At 40.0% G+C, this 19,766-nt stretch carries 21 protein-coding genes; 8 read left to right on the top strand and 13 right to left on the bottom strand.

All coding sequences use genetic code 11. From position 1 onward, the window contains the following. Positions 1-59 precede the first annotated feature (59 nt). From EHS15_RS03800 to EHS15_RS03785, 4 genes are all read right to left on the bottom strand, one after another. Entirely contained in the window at positions 60-635 is a 576-nt protein-coding gene (locus EHS15_RS03800) for a superoxide dismutase (protein ID WP_135759210.1), read from the bottom strand. Positions 636-755: 120 nt separating this feature from the next. After that, positions 756-1,601: an inositol monophosphatase family protein gene (locus EHS15_RS03795; protein WP_135759209.1), complete on the bottom strand. Its 846-nt coding sequence runs from the start codon at positions 1,599-1,601 to the stop codon at positions 756-758. A gap of 14 nt (positions 1,602-1,615) precedes the next feature. Next, positions 1,616-2,509 carry an LIC_10030 family protein gene (locus EHS15_RS03790; protein WP_135759208.1) on the bottom strand — a complete coding sequence of 298 codons (894 nt, stop codon included), beginning with the start codon at positions 2,507-2,509 and terminating at the stop codon, positions 1,616-1,618. Further along, the gene (locus tag EHS15_RS03785) at positions 2,509-4,491 is read right to left on the bottom strand and encodes a beta-galactosidase (protein WP_135759207.1); all 1,983 of its coding nucleotides are present in this window, start codon (positions 4,489-4,491) and stop codon (positions 2,509-2,511) included. The genes EHS15_RS03790 and EHS15_RS03785 overlap by 1 nt, the downstream gene beginning before the upstream one ends. Positions 4,492-4,566: 75 nt before the next feature. Between EHS15_RS03785 and hslO the strand changes: the two genes are divergently transcribed. The 4 genes from hslO to EHS15_RS03765 are packed head-to-tail and all read left to right on the top strand — an operon-like array spanning position 4,567 to position 8,715. Continuing rightward, complete coding sequence (gene hslO, locus EHS15_RS03780) at positions 4,567-5,421, top strand: Hsp33 family molecular chaperone HslO (RefSeq protein ID WP_135759363.1); 855 nt, start codon at positions 4,567-4,569, stop codon at positions 5,419-5,421. After that, positions 5,418-5,867, top strand: a complete 450-nt coding sequence (tsaE, locus tag EHS15_RS03775; RefSeq protein ID WP_135759206.1) for a tRNA (adenosine(37)-N6)-threonylcarbamoyltransferase complex ATPase subunit type 1 TsaE — start codon at positions 5,418-5,420, stop codon at positions 5,865-5,867. The genes hslO and tsaE overlap by 4 nt, the downstream gene beginning before the upstream one ends. Further along, complete coding sequence (gene tsaB / locus EHS15_RS03770) at positions 5,864-6,538, top strand: tRNA (adenosine(37)-N6)-threonylcarbamoyltransferase complex dimerization subunit type 1 TsaB (RefSeq protein ID WP_167884146.1); 675 nt, start codon at positions 5,864-5,866, stop codon at positions 6,536-6,538. Before tsaE ends, tsaB begins: the two co-directional genes overlap by 4 nt. After that, the gene (locus EHS15_RS03765; RefSeq protein WP_135759204.1) at positions 6,538-8,715 is read left to right on the top strand and encodes a ribonuclease R family protein; all 2,178 of its coding nucleotides are present in this window, start codon (positions 6,538-6,540) and stop codon (positions 8,713-8,715) included. Before tsaB ends, EHS15_RS03765 begins: the two co-directional genes overlap by 1 nt. Here the strand turns inward: EHS15_RS03765 and EHS15_RS03760 are convergent. Then, entirely contained in the window at positions 8,712-10,385 is a 1,674-nt protein-coding gene (locus EHS15_RS03760) for an alkaline phosphatase family protein (RefSeq protein WP_135759203.1), read from the bottom strand. The two genes, EHS15_RS03765 and EHS15_RS03760, sit on opposite strands and share 4 nt — an antisense overlap. Here EHS15_RS03760 and EHS15_RS03755 point away from each other — a divergent pair. After that, on the top strand, positions 10,351-11,466 hold the full coding sequence (locus EHS15_RS03755) for a CapA family protein (protein WP_135759202.1): 1,116 nt from the start codon (positions 10,351-10,353) through the stop codon (positions 11,464-11,466). The genes EHS15_RS03760 and EHS15_RS03755 overlap by 35 nt on opposite strands. Before the next feature lie 7 nt (positions 11,467-11,473). Here the strand turns inward: EHS15_RS03755 and EHS15_RS03750 are convergent, their stop codons facing one another. Genes EHS15_RS03750 through EHS15_RS03740 form a run of 3 tightly spaced genes read right to left on the bottom strand, consistent with a single transcriptional unit; the run spans position 11,474 to position 13,087 of the window. Then, complete coding sequence (locus EHS15_RS03750) at positions 11,474-12,100, bottom strand: L-threonylcarbamoyladenylate synthase (protein WP_135759201.1); 627 nt, start codon at positions 12,098-12,100, stop codon at positions 11,474-11,476. Positions 12,101-12,110: 10 nt separating this feature from the next. Next, complete coding sequence (locus EHS15_RS03745; RefSeq protein ID WP_135759200.1) at positions 12,111-12,848, bottom strand: SDR family NAD(P)-dependent oxidoreductase; 738 nt, start codon at positions 12,846-12,848, stop codon at positions 12,111-12,113. Beyond that, complete coding sequence (locus EHS15_RS03740) at positions 12,845-13,087, bottom strand: hypothetical protein (RefSeq protein WP_135759199.1); 243 nt, start codon at positions 13,085-13,087, stop codon at positions 12,845-12,847. Before EHS15_RS03740 ends, EHS15_RS03745 begins: the two co-directional genes overlap by 4 nt. A gap of 39 nt (positions 13,088-13,126) precedes the next feature. On the opposite strand from EHS15_RS03740, the gene EHS15_RS03735 reads away from it, so the two are divergent. Continuing rightward, entirely contained in the window at positions 13,127-13,702 is a 576-nt protein-coding gene (locus tag EHS15_RS03735) for a Maf family protein (RefSeq protein WP_135759198.1), read from the top strand. Here the strand turns inward: EHS15_RS03735 and EHS15_RS03730 are convergent. After that, a complete protein-coding gene (locus EHS15_RS03730; protein ID WP_135759197.1) occupies positions 13,699-13,929 on the bottom strand; it encodes a hypothetical protein in 231 nt (76 codons plus the stop codon). The two genes, EHS15_RS03735 and EHS15_RS03730, sit on opposite strands and share 4 nt — an antisense overlap. A gap of 51 nt (positions 13,930-13,980) precedes the next feature. Between EHS15_RS03730 and holA the strand changes: the two genes are divergently transcribed. Then, complete coding sequence (gene holA / locus EHS15_RS03725) at positions 13,981-15,087, top strand: DNA polymerase III subunit delta (protein WP_135759196.1); 1,107 nt, start codon at positions 13,981-13,983, stop codon at positions 15,085-15,087. Here holA and EHS15_RS03720 read toward each other — a convergent pair. Both EHS15_RS03720 and EHS15_RS03715 read right to left on the bottom strand, forming a co-directional pair. After that, a complete protein-coding gene (locus EHS15_RS03720; RefSeq protein ID WP_135759195.1) occupies positions 15,066-15,950 on the bottom strand; it encodes a helix-turn-helix domain-containing protein in 885 nt (294 codons plus the stop codon). The genes holA and EHS15_RS03720 overlap by 22 nt on opposite strands. Continuing rightward, positions 15,931-17,514: an LIC10012 family protein gene (locus EHS15_RS03715; RefSeq protein ID WP_135759362.1), complete on the bottom strand. Its 1,584-nt coding sequence runs from the start codon at positions 17,512-17,514 to the stop codon at positions 15,931-15,933. The genes EHS15_RS03720 and EHS15_RS03715 overlap by 20 nt, the downstream gene beginning before the upstream one ends. Positions 17,515-17,646: 132 nt before the next feature. Between EHS15_RS03715 and EHS15_RS03710 the strand changes: the two genes are divergently transcribed. Beyond that, entirely contained in the window at positions 17,647-18,225 is a 579-nt protein-coding gene (locus EHS15_RS03710; protein WP_135759194.1) for a lipoprotein LipL21, read from the top strand. A gap of 123 nt (positions 18,226-18,348) precedes the next feature. Here the strand turns inward: EHS15_RS03710 and EHS15_RS03705 are convergent, their stop codons facing one another. Both EHS15_RS03705 and EHS15_RS03700 read right to left on the bottom strand, forming a co-directional pair. Further along, positions 18,349-18,732: a PilZ domain-containing protein gene (locus EHS15_RS03705; RefSeq protein WP_135759193.1), complete on the bottom strand. Its 384-nt coding sequence runs from the start codon at positions 18,730-18,732 to the stop codon at positions 18,349-18,351. A 15-nt stretch (positions 18,733-18,747) separates the two neighbouring features. Next, positions 18,748-19,764 (bottom strand): tRNA dihydrouridine synthase, encoded by a 1,017-nt coding sequence (locus EHS15_RS03700; protein ID WP_135759192.1) that lies wholly within the window; start codon positions 19,762-19,764, stop codon positions 18,748-18,750. Positions 19,765-19,766 lie beyond the last annotated feature (2 nt).

Below are 19,766 nucleotides of genomic sequence, written 5' to 3'. Positions count from 1 at the left end.
TAAAAAAGGCAGGCTCGCTTTCGCTAACCTGCCTTTACTTTTCAGTAATTTGCGAAAACTTATTTGAAGTTTTGGTTAGCAAACTCCCAATTTACAAGGTTCCAGAAAGCTTCCACGTATTTAGGGCGAGCATTTCTGAAATCGATGTAATAAGCGTGTTCCCAAACGTCGATGGTGATCAAAGACTGAAGACCGTCTTTCAAAGGGGAACCTGCGTTGCTTGTGTTTACGATTTCAACGGAATCGCCTTTTTTCACGAGCCAAGTCCATCCGGAACCGAAATTGGTCACTGCAGATTGAGTGAATTTTTCTTTGAAGGCATCAAAAGACCCGAAAGCCTTATTGATTGCATCACCTACAGCTCCCGTAGCAGGACCGCCGCCTTTCGGAGAAAGGGAATGCCAATAGAAAGTATGATTCCAGATTTGAGCTGCGTTGTTGAAAATACCGCCGCTTGATTTTTTTACGATTTCTTCGAGAGTGGAATTTTCGAATTCGGTTCCCTTGATCAAATTGTTTAGATTAGTAACGTAAGTTTGGTGGTGCTTTCCGTAGTGGAACTCTAAAGTTTCTGCAGAAATATGAGGGGCAAGGGCGTCCTTTGCATAAGGAAGTTCGGGAAGTTTATGTTCCATGTGAATCGATCTCCAAGTGGATGTAAGTGTTATCTATTTTTCTATAAGCTTAAAAGAGAAAAGAGAATCGTAAACTAAAAAATATTCTGGAATGATTCTAATTTAGAAAGAGTCTCGATATTAATTTCTGCTTACGGAAGCACGAACCGTTTTTAAAAGGTTCAGTATCTCTTCATGTATCATTCCGTTAGAGGCAATGAGTTCGGGAAGCCCTGTAAAATAATGTTTTCCGTTGAGATCCGTCATCTTTCCGCCGGACTCTCCCAAAATTACGGAGATGGCGGAGACGTCCCAATGTTTCACATTTTTTTCCCAGATCGCATCCATCAAACCTTCCGCAATCCAACAACAGTCTAAGATAAAGGAGCCGGTTCTTCGGAATGACCTAGCGTATGTTAGAAAGCCAGAAAGATCCGCCATAATCTCTTGGATCATATGAGCTCTCTTCGTAGGCAGATTCGGGCTAAAAATCGCACGATTCAATTCGGAAACGGAAGAAGTGAATATGGTCTCTCCGTTTTTAGAAGCGCCCTCTCCTAATACTGCGGAATAAACCGAGTCTTGTGGAGGAACGATCACCACTCCCCCAACAGGTGTTTCACGGTGTTCCAATCCGAAAGAGACGGCATACAAAGGCAGTCCTCTCACAAAATTCATGGAGCCATCTACAGGATCCAGCACCCATCTGAAATCGTTGGAACCATCGATAGGATCTTTGTCTTCACAAAGGATACCGTCTTTAGGAAAAGCTTTCTGAAGAAACTTAGTGAATATATCACCTAATATGCTGTCGGCGGCGTGGATTCTGTCTTTTTCTTCCGCATCCGTTTTGGAGCGAATTCCTGACATTTCTTTTTGAATTTTTTTCGCTTCATGGATGATTCCAGTAGCATTTGATTTGATGAATTCGATTCTTTTGATCGTTTCATCAACAGGAAAGTTGATCGTAGGGGAAGAAATGCTCATGGCTAACCTTAATGCTAATGATGGTTGTTTTCAGTAAAGTTGATTTTCCAAAGCATATTGCCCGAAATAGATTGGGTTCTCTCGGTAGTATGTTTGGACAAGTAAGAATGATAGGCCTTTCTTGCTTCATCAGGAACTCCTGCATCGCCAGGATCCAAAACCTGATAAAATTTTCGAAATTCAGGGATGATTTTGGGAATGGAAGGAGTTAGAAAACGCAAAGACAATGCCAGATAATCGATTCCGATGGGATGGAACACTCTGCCCAAGCTCCAAACTTGAGGAGTGATTTCCAACTCTTCTTTGATTTTAATTTCCACATCCGAAAAATCGATTTCATCAAAGATCTCGGAAAAACGACGGACAGGTTTATCCATCTCTCTGTCTGATTCCACTCGAAACACTCCTCCTTTAAATCTTCTGGATTTAAAATCGGTGATGTGATCTCCTTCCCCGGTGACGGATTCGATCGGAACGATTTTCGTTTTGAAATAAATTCTATCGGTAAGAATGCTGGGAGTGAGATTTTGTGCGGCAGGTTTTTTGATCTGCTCGGGCGCCGCACCGCCTAAGTATTGCATATCGGCAGAAAATACATATAAGAATTGTTTGTTGCTGAAAGTCACCTGTCTTACGAAAAACAGTTTTCCTGTTTCCCTCTTCGGCCTCGCTTCGGGGAGAAGGCAAGTTCCTTCGATCGCCTCCGGCAAATATTTGATCAGAATATTTACGAATTCCCTCACTACTGAACTTTCCGGATGAGTGACGGAAGAGCCGGAGATCAGAAACTTTTCCTGAAAACGGATGTAAGGAGTATGCAGGTTATCTACATAGATATCTCCGGGAACGTTTTTCCCCGGAAGATCGGATAACATTTTATTGATACTTTTATAGTCTTTGATCAGCATTATTTGTTAATTTTAGTTATGCGAAACTCAAAAGGTTTCAAACGAGTGAACCCTGCCCATCTCGGTTTTCCGGAATGGTTCATAAGAATCTCATAATTATATTTTCGACCGATCCGGAAATGTTTTTCAATGGTTTTACCCAAAAATCCGAAAGGAACCTTCGCTTCCTTCAAAACCTTTCGATAAAAAAGCACAAAACTTTCAGGAGTTAGGGAAGTTCCCACATAATACACTTTCCCCTTCCCGTAAGAATTGACAGTGATGGCAGGTTTTCCCTTATAAAATTTATTTTTATCCGTATATTTGGCCACGACGGAAGCGGTAGTCGGCTCTAAAATCTCACAAAATTTATTTCCTTTCAGAGGAAAAATCCCCATCCCCACGGAAACCCTATCTTCTCCGACTGCTTCGAATTGATAACTTTCCACTCCTGCCATTTCTCGGAATCTTCCCGGAACAGGTTCTTCCACGATCCACTGGTTTTGGTCTTTGATTCCCGACCTGTATCCGATCACCAAAGTCCCTCCTTGTTTTACGTAATTGGACAATCTTTCCACTACTGCATCGTCAAACACAGTATAGAGGGGAAGAGAGATCACTTTATAACGGTTCCAATCCACATCCTTTGAAGCGGGAAAAGAATGAGTGTTTACGTTCAAAACGTTTGTTCCTGCGAACCAAGTTGCGATTTCGATATCATATCCTACTTGTGCAAAGGGTACCGGAGAAAATTTCAAACCGTCACTCAAAGGTTGATGTTTATAATTTCGTGCATTTTCAATGTCATGTAGGATTGCCACTTCCGCAGGATAGTTTTGATCCGAAATATCTTCCGCATACTCTTTGATTTCGGAAATGGTTTTCTGAAGTTCGAAATATTTTTGAGTGAGCCTTTTGCCATGATCTAAAATTCCATAACAAAGTTGTTCTTGCCCGAAACGCGCAGTTCTATATCTGAAAAAATAAATTTGATTGGCTCCGTTGGTGACCGCTTGTGTCAGCCAAAGACCGATTTGTCCGGGAGGAGGAAGATAACCTAAAGTATCGTGCCCTTGCACTCCTGAAAATTGTTCCATGACGGTGAAGTTTTGATCCTTCAAACCTCGGATGTACTGTTGAGTTGCGGAAACTAAAGGATGAGGATAAGGTTCTTTTTGATTTCCCCAAACAGGATAATTGTCCCAAGAAACATAGTCCATGTGACCGAATAACTCGTGCATATCGGTAATCGGCAGAAAAGGAGAAGGATAAAGATTTGTAGTGAGAGCTCTTCCAGGAGAATATTTGCGAACGATATCGATTTGCAATTTTAGATAAGAGATGAGTTCGTCCGATTGAAATCTATGATAGTCTTGGATCATGGAAGGACTGAAATCGCTGGCGACGTGCGCTCCCGGAACGGGAATCTCATTCCAATCCGAATACATGACTCCCCAAAAAACGTTTCCCCAACTTTCGTTTAACTTCTTTAAGGTTTTATATTTGTCTTTCAACCACTTCCGAAAATTAATCCCGGCTAAAGGAGAATAGTCGAGATCGGAACCTTCATGACCTGGTTCGTTGTCGATTTGCCAGCCCGTCACAACTGGATGTTTTCCGAAATGTTTGGCCATAGCGGTGACTATTTTTTCCGTCGCCTTTCGATAAGCAGGGGAAGAAAAACAAGCTTGGCGTCTTGTTCCTACGACTCTTACGATTCCTTCTTTTGAAATTTGGGAAATTTCAGGATGTTTTTTGAAAAGCCAAGGAGGGCAGGTCGCAGTAGGAGTTCCTAAAATAGCGGTCATTCCCGCTTTTCCGACTTTTTCCAGAACGGCATCAAACAAAGAAAAGTCGAACTTACCTTCTTTGGGTTCCATAAGTCCCCAGGCAAATTCTGCGAGTCGGACGGAAGTCAGTCCCATATCTTTCATGATACCAAGGTCTTCTTCCCAATCCTTCGGGCTCCATTGTTCCGGATAATAATCAACACCAAAGATCATAAATTTCCTTTTTCCGATTGCAGAATCTTTCTTGTGACAAAGACTGAATCTGAAAACACCCCTTTCAATCAAATAATGACAGATACAGTTATTTTAGGGATTCTTCCCGAATATCATTTTCGATTTTCCATAGTGGATCTTACAGAAACGGCGAAAGAAGTCGCTCTTTTGCACGAGCTAAACTCAGATATGTCCGTGTTTTTATCCAAAACGATGATGGGTGCGCTTTTTCTTGCGGAAATGACAAAGAACCAGCAGAGAGTGAGCATCCAATGGAAGGATGAAACGAATAAATCCGCTCTTGCATATAGCGACCGTTATGGCAAAATGAAAGCGGTAGGATACGGCGCCGAATTGGAAAAAGGCGATATACGAAACGAATTCATTTTAGGCCAAGGGATTATGAAAGTGATCCGTTGGGAAGTGGAATCCGATTTCTATCAATCCTACACGAATTTGGTAGAAGATACTTTTGAATTTAATTTTTTAAAATATCTAACCGAATCGGAACAAGTCAGAGCCATCGTAGGCATGGATGTGAATCCTTTGTTCCAAACAGACAGCGAATTCAAAGCGAAAGCGATTATGTTTCAAGCTTTGCCGGAAGCGGCGGAATCCGATTACAAGTACCTTTCAGAAAAGATCAATCCTGTCATAGCAAAGGAATCCTTCTGGGATTTAAGCATCGAAGAGATGAAGTCCGAACTTACGATTGCCATTGCATCCGAGTTAGTCGTTCTTTCCACGGAAGAACCTGAATTTTTATGCGATTGTTCTCGGTTTAAGGTTTCGGAGATCATTCTTTCTTTGGGAAGAATCGAAGCCGACTCCATCGTAGATGAAGTGGGACAAGTCGAAATTACCTGTGAGTTTTGCAAAAAGGCATATCAATTCAATAAGGAAGAAGTGGAGCATCTATTCAATCAATGAAAGATACTTTTTTAGGTCTGAAGGAATCGGAGTTGATCCGCCTTTTTGCCGTTTTGGATCATAAGATAGACACTCTTCTCAAAAATAATATATTCCCTTGCATTCTGCTTTCCGGAGATTTAGGAACAGGAAAAACCACTTTCGTACGAAAATGGATGCATCATAGAGGTTCCTCCGACCTAGTTAATTCTCCCACATTCGCCTTACAAAACGAATACGAATTGAACGGTCAACCTGTCCATCATTTCGATTTATACAGGCTCAAATCCGCAGAAGAATTGGAAGAACTGGGATTCTCCGAGATTTGGGGAAAAGAAGGAATCTCTTTCATCGAATGGTGGAAAATCGCAGATTCTTTCCTTCCCGAACAAGGGAGAATCTACCTTCAAATTTTCCATTCCGATTTCGAATCGAGAGACTACGAATTAAAGACCGACTCAGAATGAACCTACTTTATTTCGACACAACTCAAGATTGGATCCATGTTTCCTTAGCATCGTTAGAAGAGGGGAAACCTATAAAAATCATATATGAGTTATGCGAACACTCTCCGAAAGAATCTTCTTTTCGTTTGGTGGAAGAAATTCAAAAAGCACTTACATCTGCTTCCGTCTCCAAACCGGATCGTATTTTCGTTTTGGTCGGACCTGGTTCGTTTACGGGAATCCGAATCACAGTGACTACTGCTAGAAATCTTTCCCAACTTTGGAACATTCCTTGTTTGGGAATGGACAGCGTAGAAGCTTATTCCCGTTATTATCATTCACTGCATGGAAAGAGAACGGTCGTTTGTCTCGACGGCAAACAAAACAAATACTATTTCGGGACCTTTTCCGGAATAGATCCCTATACCGAAACGGTAGACGCCAAACAGGAATATATAGAGGAATGCCTAAAGGGAATCGATTTAACCGATGCGAAATTTTATCATTCGGGGAAAATTCCAGGCTTCTTTCCTTCCGATTCCGTAAAAATTGAAGAGACTTTACCGAAATCTATGCCTATGATAGAGGCTGTTAGGTCGGATTTGATTCGATCAAGTATGGAAAAAAATAATTATTCCTCCCTATTACCAAACTACATTCGGGGTACTTACTTAGAAACTAACAAGCAATAATGGATACTTATAAACTACAAAAAAAAATCATTGATTACTTAGATGCGAAGGCCGGTAAAGAGGTCAGCAAAGAAGAAATCAAAAAAAAATTCATCGACTCTGTCGAATCCAGAAAAAGGGAACCTTCCCAACAAAAAGATAAAAAGAAATCGAAAGGCAAAGTTAGAACTCCCAGAAGAGAAATCGAATCCGTCATAGACAATCTGCTTTTTTCCTTGGAAAGAGAAGGCCTTCTCAATACTCACAAAAAATCGATTTTAGTCGCTAAACCGTTTCGTTTCATGGGGAGAATTTCCATTTCCAGAAGAGGGGACGGGTTTCTCACCTTACCAAGTAAAAGCGAAGTTTTCATTCCTGGCCCGATGACGAACACCGCCATCACAGGAGACAAAGTAGAAGTTCTTCCTTTGGGAATCGGAAAAAAAGATAGATTCGAAGGTGAAGTCCTCGAAATCACAAAACGAGGCCGCCAATTCTATCGACTGAAAGTTAAGGAAAAAACCACCAAGTTCATATTCGGAAAATTCTTAGACATGTTAGGTGAAGAGAAGGAAGGAGTCATCCACACAAAATCTCTTCTCAAAGACACGATAGAAAATATCCAAATTGATGACGTGCTAGTCGTTAAATTGAAAGAAGGTTCTCGTCCGGACGATAATCTTTATGAAGTTTCTTTTATCAGATTCGAATCGGATACGAAAGAAGATCCCGATCTGCTGAGAATCTTAATGAAATACAATTACGATCCTCAGCATCCGGATGATGTGAAAATCGATTATCCTGAGGAAGTGGAAGAAAAAACAGTTTCCGATTGGAATTCACGCACCGATCTAAGAGATCTTTACAGTGTTACAATCGACGGAGCAACAGCGAAGGATTTCGACGACGCAATCAGTTTTACCGACGAAGGGAACCGAATTCGTTTTTGGGTTCATATTGCTGACGTTTCTCATTACGTGATCAAAGATACTGCGCTAGATGATGAAGCCTACCAAAGAGCAACCTCCGTTTATCTTTCCAACAGAGTTGTGCCAATGCTTCCTCCTGTTCTTTCGGAGAATCTTTGCAGTTTGGTTGCGAACAAAAACAGGCTCGCATTTACGGTAGAGATGGAGGCCAGTCATTCCGGTGAAATTTACAATGCTAAATTTTACAAGTCCGTGATCAAAGTCGCCAAACGTTACACATACGAAATGGCGGAAGATGAAATCAAATCCGCGAATCCGAAACTTTGGATGGTGCAGGTCGCCAAATTCACCGAAAGTCTTCGGAAAAAACGAATCGAAAGCGGCCGGGTCGATCTCAATATCAAAGAAACCACCATCTCTTGGGATAAGGATAAAAAACCTTCCGGTATCGAAACCAGAGAGAGGCTCACAAGTCACATTCTCATCGAAGAACTGATGCTTTCCGCCAATACGAAAGTGGATGAATTTCTAAGAAAGAAAAACGCTCCCACATTACATCGAATTCACGAACCGATGGATGAAGAGAAGTTGGAAACACTCAATCAATTCCTACAACTCAACGGACACAATTTCAGAATCAAAGATACAAGTTATCCGGAGATCATGAAAGCGGTGAAAACGATCGGAGACGATTCCGTAGGTAAAATTTTCAATTATCTTCTATTGAGAAGTTTTATGCAGGCATATTACGGAGGAGAAGCTTTGGGCCACTGGGGACTCGGCTTCAAGGACTATTGCCACTTTACATCGCCTATACGAAGATACCCCGATTTGGTTGTTCATAGAGTGCTTCATTCCGTGCTTTTGGGAGAAAAACTTCCTTATGACAAAGGAACCATTTCTTCTATGGGTCTTCATTGTTCCGATGAGGAAAGAAGAGCGGCCGATGCGGAAAGAGACATCATCAAAATCAAATCTTTCCGTTATTTGGAATCCACAGGGATCAAAGAATTCAAAGGTTTCATCGTGGGAATTCGCCCTTCGCAAGTATATGTAGAATTAGAAGATTCTAATTTGGAAGGTGTATTGGATAAGAGTCAATTTACGGACGAACTGGAAATCGTTTTGAAAAACGATTTTTCATTTTTATCCAAAAAGTATTCGAAGATATTTTTTATAGGAGACCCTGTCACAGTCTCCTTAGATCGAATCGATTACGAAGAGATAAAAGTTTATTTGAAATTAAAGGACTTCAAAAAAGCGACTTAGTCAGTAACCTCTTTTCTAGTCCAAACCTTACGAAAAAAAGGCTTATCGTTTACGGTGAGCCTTTTTATTTTTTCGATAACTTGTTCTTCCGAAATTCCGTTTTCCTTCATTACATCTCTGTTCAAACTCAACTGAGAATGAGTGATCCATTTCACAACGGATTGGTTTTTTCGTTTTTCTTCAGGTAGAAGTGTTCCCAGTTCTTGAAAGAAAGTTTCATGGCCTAAAAACGAGGAGAGAGAAATTTCAGGCATAGGAGCAGCTCCGTGATCGGCAGTAATCACTAAGATAAAATCCTCTCCGAAATTTTTTTCTAAAAAGCCGTAGATTTTTTCCACTTCCTCATCTGTCTTTTTTAAAATGTTTCTAGCTTCTTCCGATTCCCAACCGAACAAATGACCGACCGCATCCGTAGCTTTTAAAGTCACGTAAACCATATCCGTTTTTTCGTCTAAATGTTTGTTTTTAGAAAGAATTTCGGATTCTATCGCCTTACGAATACTTTCCCCATCTAACAATACTTGGTATTCGGAAGCTTGAAAGTGATGAAGTTTCGCTTGAAGATCCAAACGATCTCTCACTTGAAACTCCGCTCCCGCAGTCGCCTTGTTTGCGAGATAAAAATTATATAGATCGTATTGTTTTACAGAATCCGGAACGGAATAGGCGGCAGAGTACGTATCCCACTTCAAAGACTTTCCGTTTTCCCAATATACGAAATCGGAATCGGGTTCTTTGCCTTTCGAAAATTCTTTCGGAAGAGCCTTCCCATGACCCGCCATACCGATACTCGCCCTTGCCGCATAACATTGACTAATGATAACCGGTTCGTTGTTATGAAAAAGATCCCAATCATCAGCCAAACTCATTCGGTTCAATTCTTCCAAAGCGAGTGTTTGTCCTTCGCCTTGGTAAATCGGTCTAGAGATAAGTTTTCCTTCTTTCCAAGTATAAATCTCATTGGAGAAAGCATGTGTTTCCGCAGGATATGCACCCGTTCCGATGGCAGCATGTCCCACAGCAGTATGCGCTTCCAAATGTCCTACTTTTGCATTTTTAAAATAAGCGGATTTCTCCTTTAAGGATTTAAGAAAAGGAAAAGATTGAGGATGAGCATTATAAAGCTGAAGACCTCCCTGATCGATCACAATCGTCACAATCAATTTCGGTTTTTCTTCCGTAGTTCGAAAGATTTTATCGAATTTTCGAATATCGATTTGATTGGCGAAAGAAAAATCCAAAATCCTTGCCAACAAAGAAGGTATATGTTGTTGGTGAATGCGGTCTGGATAAATTCCATTGCGAAACCATTTGTTTCCGATCAGCCAAATAGGAATTGATGTATCATACGAGTATTGCGTGTAATGCGAGGTATAGTTGACTTCCTTTTGAAAGGATTTTTCATCTTCCTTCCAATTCCAACTTTGCTTCAACTCATCCCAAGAAAGATCGTGTTCTTTTAGAATGTTCTTGATTTCTTCCTGCGAATAGTGAGAAAGAGTAATAGCATCTCTGGATTCTTTATCGAAGATATTGAACGGATAAGGAACTAAAACTATATCCGTATCCTGCTGTAGGGATCTCTTTGCAGCCGATTTATATTCCGTTTCCCAAGAGCAGGAGATCAGTGAATAAATGAACAAAATCAATATTGGTAAACTAACTTTCATTCCAGTTCTTTTTTTTGCTTTTTTCATAATAGATCTATGTTCAAGCTTACCTTTGAAGAACGGAAAAAAGCAAGTTAGAATTGCAGTGGTCGGTGACATTATGTGTCACAGTTCCCAAATAACAAGTTATTGGAATCCCAAAACCAAGGAGTACTCCGCAGACAAAAGTTTCGAACATATCAAATCTTCATTACAAGGTTATGATTTAGTTCTGGGAAATTTGGAAACGACGATTCCTGTCAATCAGCAAGACTATTCCGGTTATCCTAGATTCGGAGCACCTCCGGCACTCGTAAAAGGACTTGCCAACTCAGGTTTTCATATTCTTTCCACAGCGAACAATCATTCCGCAGACAAAGGTTCTTCCGCAATCGATCATACCATTTCCACAGTCTTTAAAGAAGGATTAATCCCTATAGGAACATATTCTTCACCGGAAGACTACGAAAATCGTAGAAACTTATTTCTGGAAAAAAACGGAATTAAAATCGCAATTTATAACTACACATATTCTACGAATGGAATCAAAGTTCCCGGAAATAAAATCGTACGATTGTTAGATGAAAAATTGATTCAAGCAGATATCGAATTCGCAAAATCTCAAAATTCCGATTTTATCATCGTCTGGTATCATTTCGGAACGGAATATGGCGCCGAACCGGATCAAAACCAAAAAAAATGGGCGGAGTTCGCTTTGAATTCCGGCGCAGATTTAGTATTAGGCGGACATCCCCATGTAGTTCAAAGATACGAAAAATTATATAGGCCCGAAGGAGATATTTTCCCTCAGGAACAACTCATCGTATATTCTTTGGGAAATTTTTTATCCGCACAGAAGGAACCTTTCACAGACGGAGGAATCATATTCTATTTCGATTTGATTTTGGAAGAAAAAAAGAGGAAACGAATTGCGAATGTTTCTTATGAAGCAGTTTGGGTGAATCCTGAAACTTATGCGGTGGTTCCTATCGAAAAATATTTCAACCAAGATCTAAATTTAAAACTTCCCTCTAAATCGGAAAAAAAGATGAAACTTTACCACGAACAATTGCTCAAAGTGATGGAAAAAAGTAAAAACTAACGACCGTTCATAATCCTAGTTCGATTTGAACTTGCTCAAACCCTTTCCCTTCACGAACGATTTTAATTTCATCCTCAGTACAATCGAGTATGGTGGAAGGTTCCGCCTTGACGATCCCTCCATCAATGATTGCTGCAACGGACTTTCCGTACATAGATTCCAAATCATCGATATCGATGATGAATTCATCATTCGTAAATGCGGAAGTAGAAGTGAGAGTAGAATCGTGGATCTTCAATAACTCTTCCAAATAGATATGCCCCGGAATTCTAATTCCTATATGTCTATCCTTGTGATTGGCAAAAGAAGGTTTAGGTAAGTTTTTATTGGCTTTTAAGATAAAAGTGTAAGGACCGGGAGTGATCTTCTTCATCAATTTATAAGTTGGATTAGGAAGATATTCGATCATATTCGAAGCTGCGGAAATATCCTTACAAAGCAAAGAAAGAGGTTTGTCTTTGGGAAGTTTCCTCAGGGAATAAATGGCTTCCACTCCTTTTTTGGAGTGGGAATCTGCCACGATCGCATAAACAGTATCAGTCGGGAATATGAAGATCTCTCCGTTCTTCAATCTTTCCGAAATTTGTTTCAGCTTTCGAACTTCCGGATTTTCAGGATGGAGATAATCGATCATATACTGTTTACTATTGGGCGATCATTCCGCCGTCTACGATGATCTCTTGTCCGGTCACATAAGAAGAAGCATCGGAAGCCAAATAAATCGCAGCTCCTAAAATTTCTTCCGGTTTTCCCAATCGACCCATCGGAATGGCGGATACTACCTGGCTTAGGATGTAATCTTTGCTTTTGATCATTTCCGTCATATCGGTATCGATGAGTCCGGGACAGATCACATTTACTCTATAACCGGAGTTACACCATTCGATGGCAAGCGCCTTGGAAAGAGTGATCACCGCACCTTTGGTTCCAGAATATACCGAAGCTAATTTGGAGCCTACGATTCCCAGAACGGAAGCGACATTGATGATATTTCCTCCGTCCTTTTTATGATGTTTATAATATGCCTGACAATTTCTGAAAACACCTGCGTAATTCGTTTGAATGATATTTTGCAGTTCGTCTTCCTTAAAACCGGAAGCGGGAGTATTTGTCGCAATACCAGCGTTATTGATAAGGCAGTTCAATTTACCGTGTTTTTCACGAATCTTTCCGATTTCATTATAAGCGTCTTTTTCGGAACGAACATCAATAACAACTCCATTGATCCCTTCCTTTGCCATCCATTCCACGGATTCAGGTCGGGAACCGGCTCCGTAAACGATCGCTCCTGCATCTCTGAATCCTAACGCCAAAGTTTTTCCGATCCCTCTGCTTGCTCCCGTAATTAGAACGGTTTTTCCCTTTACATCGAATAAATTCATTTTACCTCATGATTGGACGGATAACATTCGCTAGCTTGCGGTTTGGTATCTTCCAAAAGTTTTTTATAATCCAAGGTTCCGTCATCCTGAACCAAATCCCTGCGTATATAATGAGTTCCTTTATCATAATAATCCGCAATTGGGTTGCAGTCTTGGATATCTTCCGAATATCCTCTTTTACAACCGAAAGCAAGATGGGAGAAGGCGAGAAATAGAAGGATGAGAAGTCTTAGCTTCATTGAAATGATTATGATTTGTTCCGTAAGAAAGGCAAGAATTTGTTTATCCTAAAAAGCCGTTCCCCTCGCAGAATTCAGATTTTAAAAGATCTGGGAATCTGCTTCACTACGGATCCTTCCGACATAGACGAATCCGAACGAACAAATGAAACGCCCCTTTCTTATCTGGAAAGGATGGCTAGGTCCAAACTGGGTGAGATCCCTTCCGACCGGAAAGAGTTCCTACATCTTTCTTGCGATACCATCGTTGTGAACTCGGGGAAAATACTGCATAAACCTGTCGATGAAGAGGATTCGTTTCGCATTTTAAAGGATTTGAATGGAAAAGAACATTCCGTTTTTTCAGGGGCCTGCCTCTATCGAAACGATCGATTCGACTTTTTTTATGAGGAAACGAAAATCCTATTCTATGATTGGTCCGATTCTGAAATTCGAAATTATATTTCTGAAGCCAAACCTTTCGACAAAGCAGGATCTTACGGCATCCAAGACAAAGGAAGTCCTGTAAAAACTAGAAGCGGTTCGTACCACAATGTGATGGGTTTTCCATTGCGGTCTTTTTTAGAAAGATGGGAGGATTGGGTCGATTTTTGGGAAGGGAAACTTAGACCTTAAGCGTAAAGATTTACCAAATCCCCTGGTTTGTATTGGGATTTCATCTCTTGATTTCCTTGGATTGCTTCCGCTTGCGCAGATGTATCTTCGGAAGGATATTTAGGACGATAACTTTTTGCCTGCACCGGCTCCACTTTTTCAATCGCTTGCGTATTGAAAGTCGGAGACGCATACATAACCGGCTCACCTAAACCTGAAACTCTTGCCACACCGCTTGCTATATCCATATTGTGATTATCGCTCTTTTTCTACCTAGAGATTAGAGCAAGTTTGAGAAAATGGAAACAAAAAAAAACGGAAACGAACTCATTTCCCTTTTCCAATTGTTCAAAAACGGGGGAAAAAACCTTCCCCAAATCTTCACATTCGTCGGGGAAGATTCCTACGAATTCGAAATCGCAGTCGATTTTTACAAAGAACAGCTCAACCAACAAGGCGAACCGTTCGAAATTTTGGTGATTGTTCCGGAAGGCGGAGAACAATCCAAACTATTTGCAGAACTATTCACCCCCGATATGTTTTTCCCTAAAAAGCTGATCATCGTAAAACACGGTGCTTCGTTTTTTAAGTCCATCATCGATCCGAAAGCAACGAACGAAAACAGGGACTACCAGGTAGGATTCAAAAAAAACATCACATCCGTTTCCGAAAAAATCAATCTATTAGTACATTATGATGCGAAAGATCTTCCAGCAGGATACACTTCCTTATTCCAGGGAAATTTTTCATATTACAAACCTAAGGTGTTGTATCAATCAGATATATCCAGAGCACTGAAAGAAGTATTGGACCAAGAACATGTGCAATTGGAACAGGACGCTTGGGACGAATTCGTTCATAGAACTCCTGCCAACGTGGGGGCCTACTTAAAAGGAATCCGCAAACTCAAACAATATCTAAACAAATCCAAATTCGGTTTGGAAGATATCAATTCCATCCTATTCAATCAGAACGAATTGAATCCTTCCACACTTGTGGATTGTTTGGTGCAAATTCGAAAGGCCGAATTTTTCAAAGAATTCACAAAATATGCGGATGATAACGGAGACGTTCTTTCTTTTCTCACAAGGCTTTTGTACAAATTGGATGAAATTCGAAAATTCAGAATCATAAGGGCCAAACACAACGGAGAAGTTCCGATTCCTGTGATGGATGAAATTCTAAAGACGGGAAATTTTTCCGACGGAAGAAAAAACTTTATGAGAAAGCAACTCGCTTCCGATTCGAAACATTTCAATGAAAAATCTTTGAACGAATTTTATGAACTACTGATTGAAATGAATATTAAATATAAATCGGGATTGAGAGACGAAGAAGGAAGAATTTATTTCATCCAAAAAATGATGGATGCTTTTCGAATCCTTCATGGAACATCTTCCAATTGATATTCACCTATTTTTCTGTATAAATTTCTTTCCGAAATACCCAGCAGCTTCGCAGTTTTTTCCCTGTTTCCTTTCGTATAAATCAAATTCGCTTTGATGATTTCTTTTTCATAAACTTCCATATTGATCCCCGGACGAATTCCTAAGGAGTCGGAATCGTTTTCCAAAAAATGAATCGGAAGATTTTTAAATATGACTTTTTTGGAAGAAGTGAAAGCCACAATCGAATGAATTAGATCTTTTAACTCTTGTAAGTTGTTTTTAAAAACTTTTTTTGCGAAAAAAGAAAAAAAACCTTCGTCAAAGGTGGAAATTTTTTTCTTGAGACTTGCATTTGCTTCTTCCAGAAAACACTGCACGAAATAAGGAATTTCCGATTTTCTTTCCTTAAAGGAAGGCAGTTTAAATTGAAACGGTTTCAACTGATCGAATAGATCTTTCGCAAACTCGGATTGTTCGTTTTCTAATTCTTCGGTTCCGATTTCCCAGTACAAAAAGTAATCGGTTTCCTCGGAATACTTTTCCTCTTTCCACCACTGAAGAAGCTCTAAAATGAACGATTTTTCGGCGGAAAAAACATTTTCCCACCAAATAACTTCAATTTTACGAGATTGAATTTTTCTTTTAAGAATCTCTATGGAAACAGGCCGATTCGCATAATCGATGCGAAGCACTCGATCCTGCGAAATTTTTCTATGTAGGATGGATTCTTCAATCCAGTACGATTTACCGGTTCCTCTTTCTCCTACAATCAGCATAGGCACATTGGTTTCGGAACTTTGCAGCCATTGGCTTTTTATCTTTTTAATTTCGGAAGAGGCGGCGATCCATTCTCCTCTTTCCTTATTTCTTTTTAACGGCACTGATCACACCTTGCAGATATCCGGAAAACTGTTTGATCTTATTCGTTTCGATAAACTTGCGAGCTTGAGAAGGCAGAATGGAAAGAGACTTCGGATAAGAACTGTTTGTTTTTAAAAGATATGTTTCATTCGGAAGATTTTTAATTCCCCAAGTGGACATAGAATCCAGAAAAAAAGTGGTTTGTACCACATATTCCTTTCCGGGAATAATATTGATTTCACTAGGAACTTTGATCCAAATCGCTTCTCCTTTCGTTTCCAAAAGAGCGGTTTGATATCTTTCCGAGTTTGTATCATCACGAACGAATTCAGCACCTAATATGGATTCTATATCCGTTTTAACTTCCGATTTTTCCAAAACTCTTTTTTCAGTGATTTTCTCATAGGCTTGGAACATATTATAAGGAGTCACGGTATCCACTGCCGCTCTCACCACGGACGCATCCCATTTTTTAAAACTTCCTGAATTCAATTCGAAAGGAGGAATCACTTCCGCACTGGAAACGTACAAATTGAACTGATTCAGAAAAATTTGACTGTATCCTTCTTCGGTCCCTAATTTTTGATAATCAGTGATTCCCAAAATCTTTGCGGAACAGGAACGAGCAATTCTTTGTAAATCACGGATGACGGTCAATTCGGTATGATTCGGAAGAACAAGAAACAATTCGAATCCGGACTGCCTTAATTCATTTAACGCAAGTATGATGGCATTACTTTTGGATTTGGTCGCTCCCGATAGCAGCAAAAACATTTTACGGGAAGACTTTTTTCCTCCAGAGATTTTCAATCGAAGATTTTGGAGAGCTTGCAGGATGGTATCCGGCGAATTGGAACCGGACCAGGAAGTTTCCGAAATGACAGTTTTAAATTCGGAATGATCCGTCGAGGAAGAGATATTTAGAATTTTGTCCTTTCGAATGAGAGTGAGCCCGAGAAATAAATTGGGAGTATCGATCAGCCCGGAAACTGCTTGGATAAAATCTTTTCTATAGTACGAATACGACGCATTCGTATCGAAAACGAAATATGCTTCGTGATAAACGTTATCCAACTTTTGTTTTTTGTCGTAAACCTTAGGCGGAAGAAAACGAAAACTTTTTTCTACATGTTTCTCAATCGCAAGAAGGAAGTTGGAAATTAATTTCGACTGTACGGTCTGTAAGGATTTGCTTTTGCAATTATAAATTTCCGTTTGGATGAGAACAGGATTTCCGAAGTCTATGGAATCTTTCGTTATAAAATGACTGTCCCATTCCAAACAAAGAAGATTCAGTTGGGTTTCCGTAATTTTGGAATCTATGGAAAAACCTTCTTCGCTCAAGAACCCGTCCACAATTTTGGGTTCCGTTACTTCTGTGAAATAATTTCTTTTTAAGTAATGTCTCGTTACTTTTGCAATTTCTTTCGAAGCTTCTTCCTTAGTTCCCAAATAGGCTGGTACTTCCCCTGATAACGCCGCAGGCAGGATGCTGATCTCTTTTGCTGTTATTGCAGATTGTGTAAAAAAAATGCAAAAAAAGAAAACAATGCGAACGTCGTTCAAACGAAAGGGGAGAGACATAAATTTAAAAATATTTCTAGTTTTGTTCACTGTAAAGAGGTTTCCTAGCTGGTTCTCTCTCAATTCTTCTGAGAAAAGATTGACAACCTTATTTCGCATCTATCTAATCTATCGGAAAGGAGTAGATTCTTTATGAAGAAATCGCTTATCGTATGCGCGTCTTTACTAGCTTTTGTTGTAGCTTGCGGTTCCAATGACGCTAGAAGAGATGCCACAACTGTTGGTAAAAACGGTTGGATTTTTGAAGGTTGGGCTTGTGCCCCTGACGCAGCTGCTGCAAAAAGAGGCGAAAGCCCTGCAGAATACTGCAAAGGCAAAGAAAAGGAATATGATTATCTATACATGAAATTTTCCGCTCGTGCTTCTGACAAAGCTATCAAAGCTAATTCAGTTGCTATGAAGCAATCCACTTGCCGTGAAGCTGCTCGTCTCCAAGTTGCTGGTGACGGTTTGAAGAAAATTCTTGGTGAATACCTAGAACAAGCTTCCGGAGTATCCGATGGTCAATCTACAGGTTCAGTAATCGTTTCTGAATCCAAAGGTTTAATCAAAGGAATCGGGGTTTATGACTGCTGCTCACTTAACAATGAGACAGGAATCTGTGCAAATGTTGGCGAGCCTGAAACATGGGAAGAATGCCAATGTGTTGGTTACATGAAGTATGCAGGCGGACAAAAAGCTTTGGAAACAAAAGCTCAAGCTGCTCAATAAACATAAGACCTAGCTGAAACAAAAACCTCCTTGGGATTCCTAAGGAGGTTTTTTTATGCCTACATGTTTTTTCTTAAACTCTCAATGAAGCAAAAAACTAACGATATAATTGCGATCGGTCTTTTATTTCTTTGCTTTGGGATCGAAGTAATGTTTGTGAATGTATTCTTGGATGATATTGTGCGTATCGGAAGAAATTTCCGCAAAGACAACGGATGTTGTTTTTCCTGAAGTTCTTTGAACTGTTCCTACAATTTCCGTTTTCACTCGATTGATCACAAAACCAATCTTAACTGCATCGCCAGGATAAAACGTAGATGTAGTTTGCAAAGAAAGTCCTCCTGTTCCCAAATCGGACATTTGTGCCATAATGGGAGAAGACTTCGAATTCACTAAACTTACTTCGCAAGGAATGTCCAGTTTCACTCTGGCCTTTTTCCTTTTTTGTTTCGCTCCTCCGTACATGGAATAAGAGTCTGAAAAAATTGACTTACTTTGATCTGCCATTAAATTTTTGCCTTTCTATCTATGTGCCAGATAGGTTTCACAATTCATATTTTCGCTGTATTCCACAGTTTCTATGATAGTTCTATTTTGGTCGGGTTCATAATCTGAAAACAATTTTAAAAACGTTGTCAGTGATTTCGTTTGAAGTAGTTCCGATTTTAGTTCGGAGGGAAAAGAAATGCCGTCCATATACTTGGAAAAATGTTTTCTAAATAAAATTAGGCCGTAGTCGTCTTCACTCGGATAAAAATCCAAAATCCCTAACAAATGTTCTATGACAACTTTCCGAATCTCAGAAAAAGGAAGATCTTGTTTTTCCCTCTCGGAAAAAATCCAAGGGTTACCGATCGCTTTTCTTCCTATTAAAACCAAATCTACACCATAGGTTTTGATTTTATCCTGCGCTTCCTGAAAACTTGCCACATCTCCGTTACCAAAGATCGGAACTTTTGCAAAAGACTTTATATCTCCGATCGCATTCCAATCCGCCTTTCCCGTATATGCCATCGCTTTTGTTCTTCCATGAACGGAAATAGCGGACACTCCGGATTCTTGTAGAATATGAACGGATTCTTTATAATTCAAAGAATCTGCATCCCAGCCCAATCTGATTTTGGCAGTGATGGGAAGATTAACGGCCTTTTTCATTCCTTCGATCATTTGACCGGCTAACTTTAAATTACGAAGTAGTCCTGCACCGGATCCGTGGTGAGAAACCTTGGAAACGGAACAGCCCATATTCAAATCGATTACATCCGGTTTTAAAGGTGCGATTCGTTTGGAAGCTTCCACGACAGTATTTAAATCCGAACCGAAGATTTGAAAAAAAATAGGTCGTTCCATTTCTTCGAAACGAAACATATCGATTGATTTTTGATTTCCAAGTAATATTTGTTCGGTGGAGACGAATTCGGTATAAGCAAATGCGGAACCGAATCGTCTGGCGATCTTGCGATAAGGACTATCGGAGATTCCCGCCATCGGGGAAAGGGCGACCTTTCCCGAAATTTGAATCTCTCCTATCTTTGTCATAA

Origin of the sequence: Leptospira idonii (genome assembly GCF_004770995.1) — a bacterium.
Lineage (GTDB): Bacteria > Spirochaetota > Leptospiria > Leptospirales > Leptospiraceae > Leptospira_A > Leptospira_A idonii.
The sequence above is the reverse complement of the archived record's forward strand: the minus strand, read 5'-3'. Positions and strand labels throughout refer to the sequence as shown.

Bases quoted from the DNA above. Each gene is read 5' to 3' on its own strand.
- EHS15_RS03740 (WP_135759199.1), bottom strand. From the start codon at position 13,087: ATGAAGCTAAGACTTCTCATCCTTCTATTTCTCGCCTTCTCCCATCTT.
- EHS15_RS03710 (WP_135759194.1), top strand. From the start codon at position 17,647: ATGAAGAAATCGCTTATCGTATGCGCGTCTTTACTAGCTTTTGTTGTA.
- EHS15_RS03760 (WP_135759203.1), bottom strand. From the start codon at position 10,385: ATGAAAGTTAGTTTACCAATATTGATTTTGTTCATTTATTCACTGATC.
- EHS15_RS03715 (WP_135759362.1), bottom strand. From the start codon at position 17,514: ATGTCTCTCCCCTTTCGTTTGAACGACGTTCGCATTGTTTTCTTTTTT.
- tsaB (WP_167884146.1), top strand. From the start codon at position 5,864: ATGAACCTACTTTATTTCGACACAACTCAAGATTGGATCCATGTTTCC.
- EHS15_RS03755 (WP_135759202.1), top strand. From the start codon at position 10,351: ATGAACAAAATCAATATTGGTAAACTAACTTTCATTCCAGTTCTTTTT.
- EHS15_RS03800 (WP_135759210.1), bottom strand. From the start codon at position 635: ATGGAACATAAACTTCCCGAACTTCCTTATGCAAAGGACGCCCTTGCC.
- EHS15_RS03765 (WP_135759204.1), top strand. From the start codon at position 6,538: ATGGATACTTATAAACTACAAAAAAAAATCATTGATTACTTAGATGCG.
- EHS15_RS03795 (WP_135759209.1), bottom strand. From the start codon at position 1,601: ATGAGCATTTCTTCCCCTACGATCAACTTTCCTGTTGATGAAACGATC.
- EHS15_RS03700 (WP_135759192.1), bottom strand. From the start codon at position 19,764: ATGACAAAGATAGGAGAGATTCAAATTTCGGGAAAGGTCGCCCTTTCC.
- hslO (WP_135759363.1), top strand. From the start codon at position 4,567: ATGACAGATACAGTTATTTTAGGGATTCTTCCCGAATATCATTTTCGA.
- holA (WP_135759196.1), top strand. From the start codon at position 13,981: ATGGAAACAAAAAAAAACGGAAACGAACTCATTTCCCTTTTCCAATTG.
- EHS15_RS03785 (WP_135759207.1), bottom strand. From the start codon at position 4,491: ATGATCTTTGGTGTTGATTATTATCCGGAACAATGGAGCCCGAAGGAT.
- tsaE (WP_135759206.1), top strand. From the start codon at position 5,418: ATGAAAGATACTTTTTTAGGTCTGAAGGAATCGGAGTTGATCCGCCTT.
- EHS15_RS03745 (WP_135759200.1), bottom strand. From the start codon at position 12,848: ATGAATTTATTCGATGTAAAGGGAAAAACCGTTCTAATTACGGGAGCA.
- EHS15_RS03750 (WP_135759201.1), bottom strand. From the start codon at position 12,100: ATGATCGATTATCTCCATCCTGAAAATCCGGAAGTTCGAAAGCTGAAA.
- EHS15_RS03790 (WP_135759208.1), bottom strand. From the start codon at position 2,509: ATGCTGATCAAAGACTATAAAAGTATCAATAAAATGTTATCCGATCTT.
- EHS15_RS03705 (WP_135759193.1), bottom strand. From the start codon at position 18,732: ATGGCAGATCAAAGTAAGTCAATTTTTTCAGACTCTTATTCCATGTAC.
- EHS15_RS03730 (WP_135759197.1), bottom strand. From the start codon at position 13,929: ATGGATATAGCAAGCGGTGTGGCAAGAGTTTCAGGTTTAGGTGAGCCG.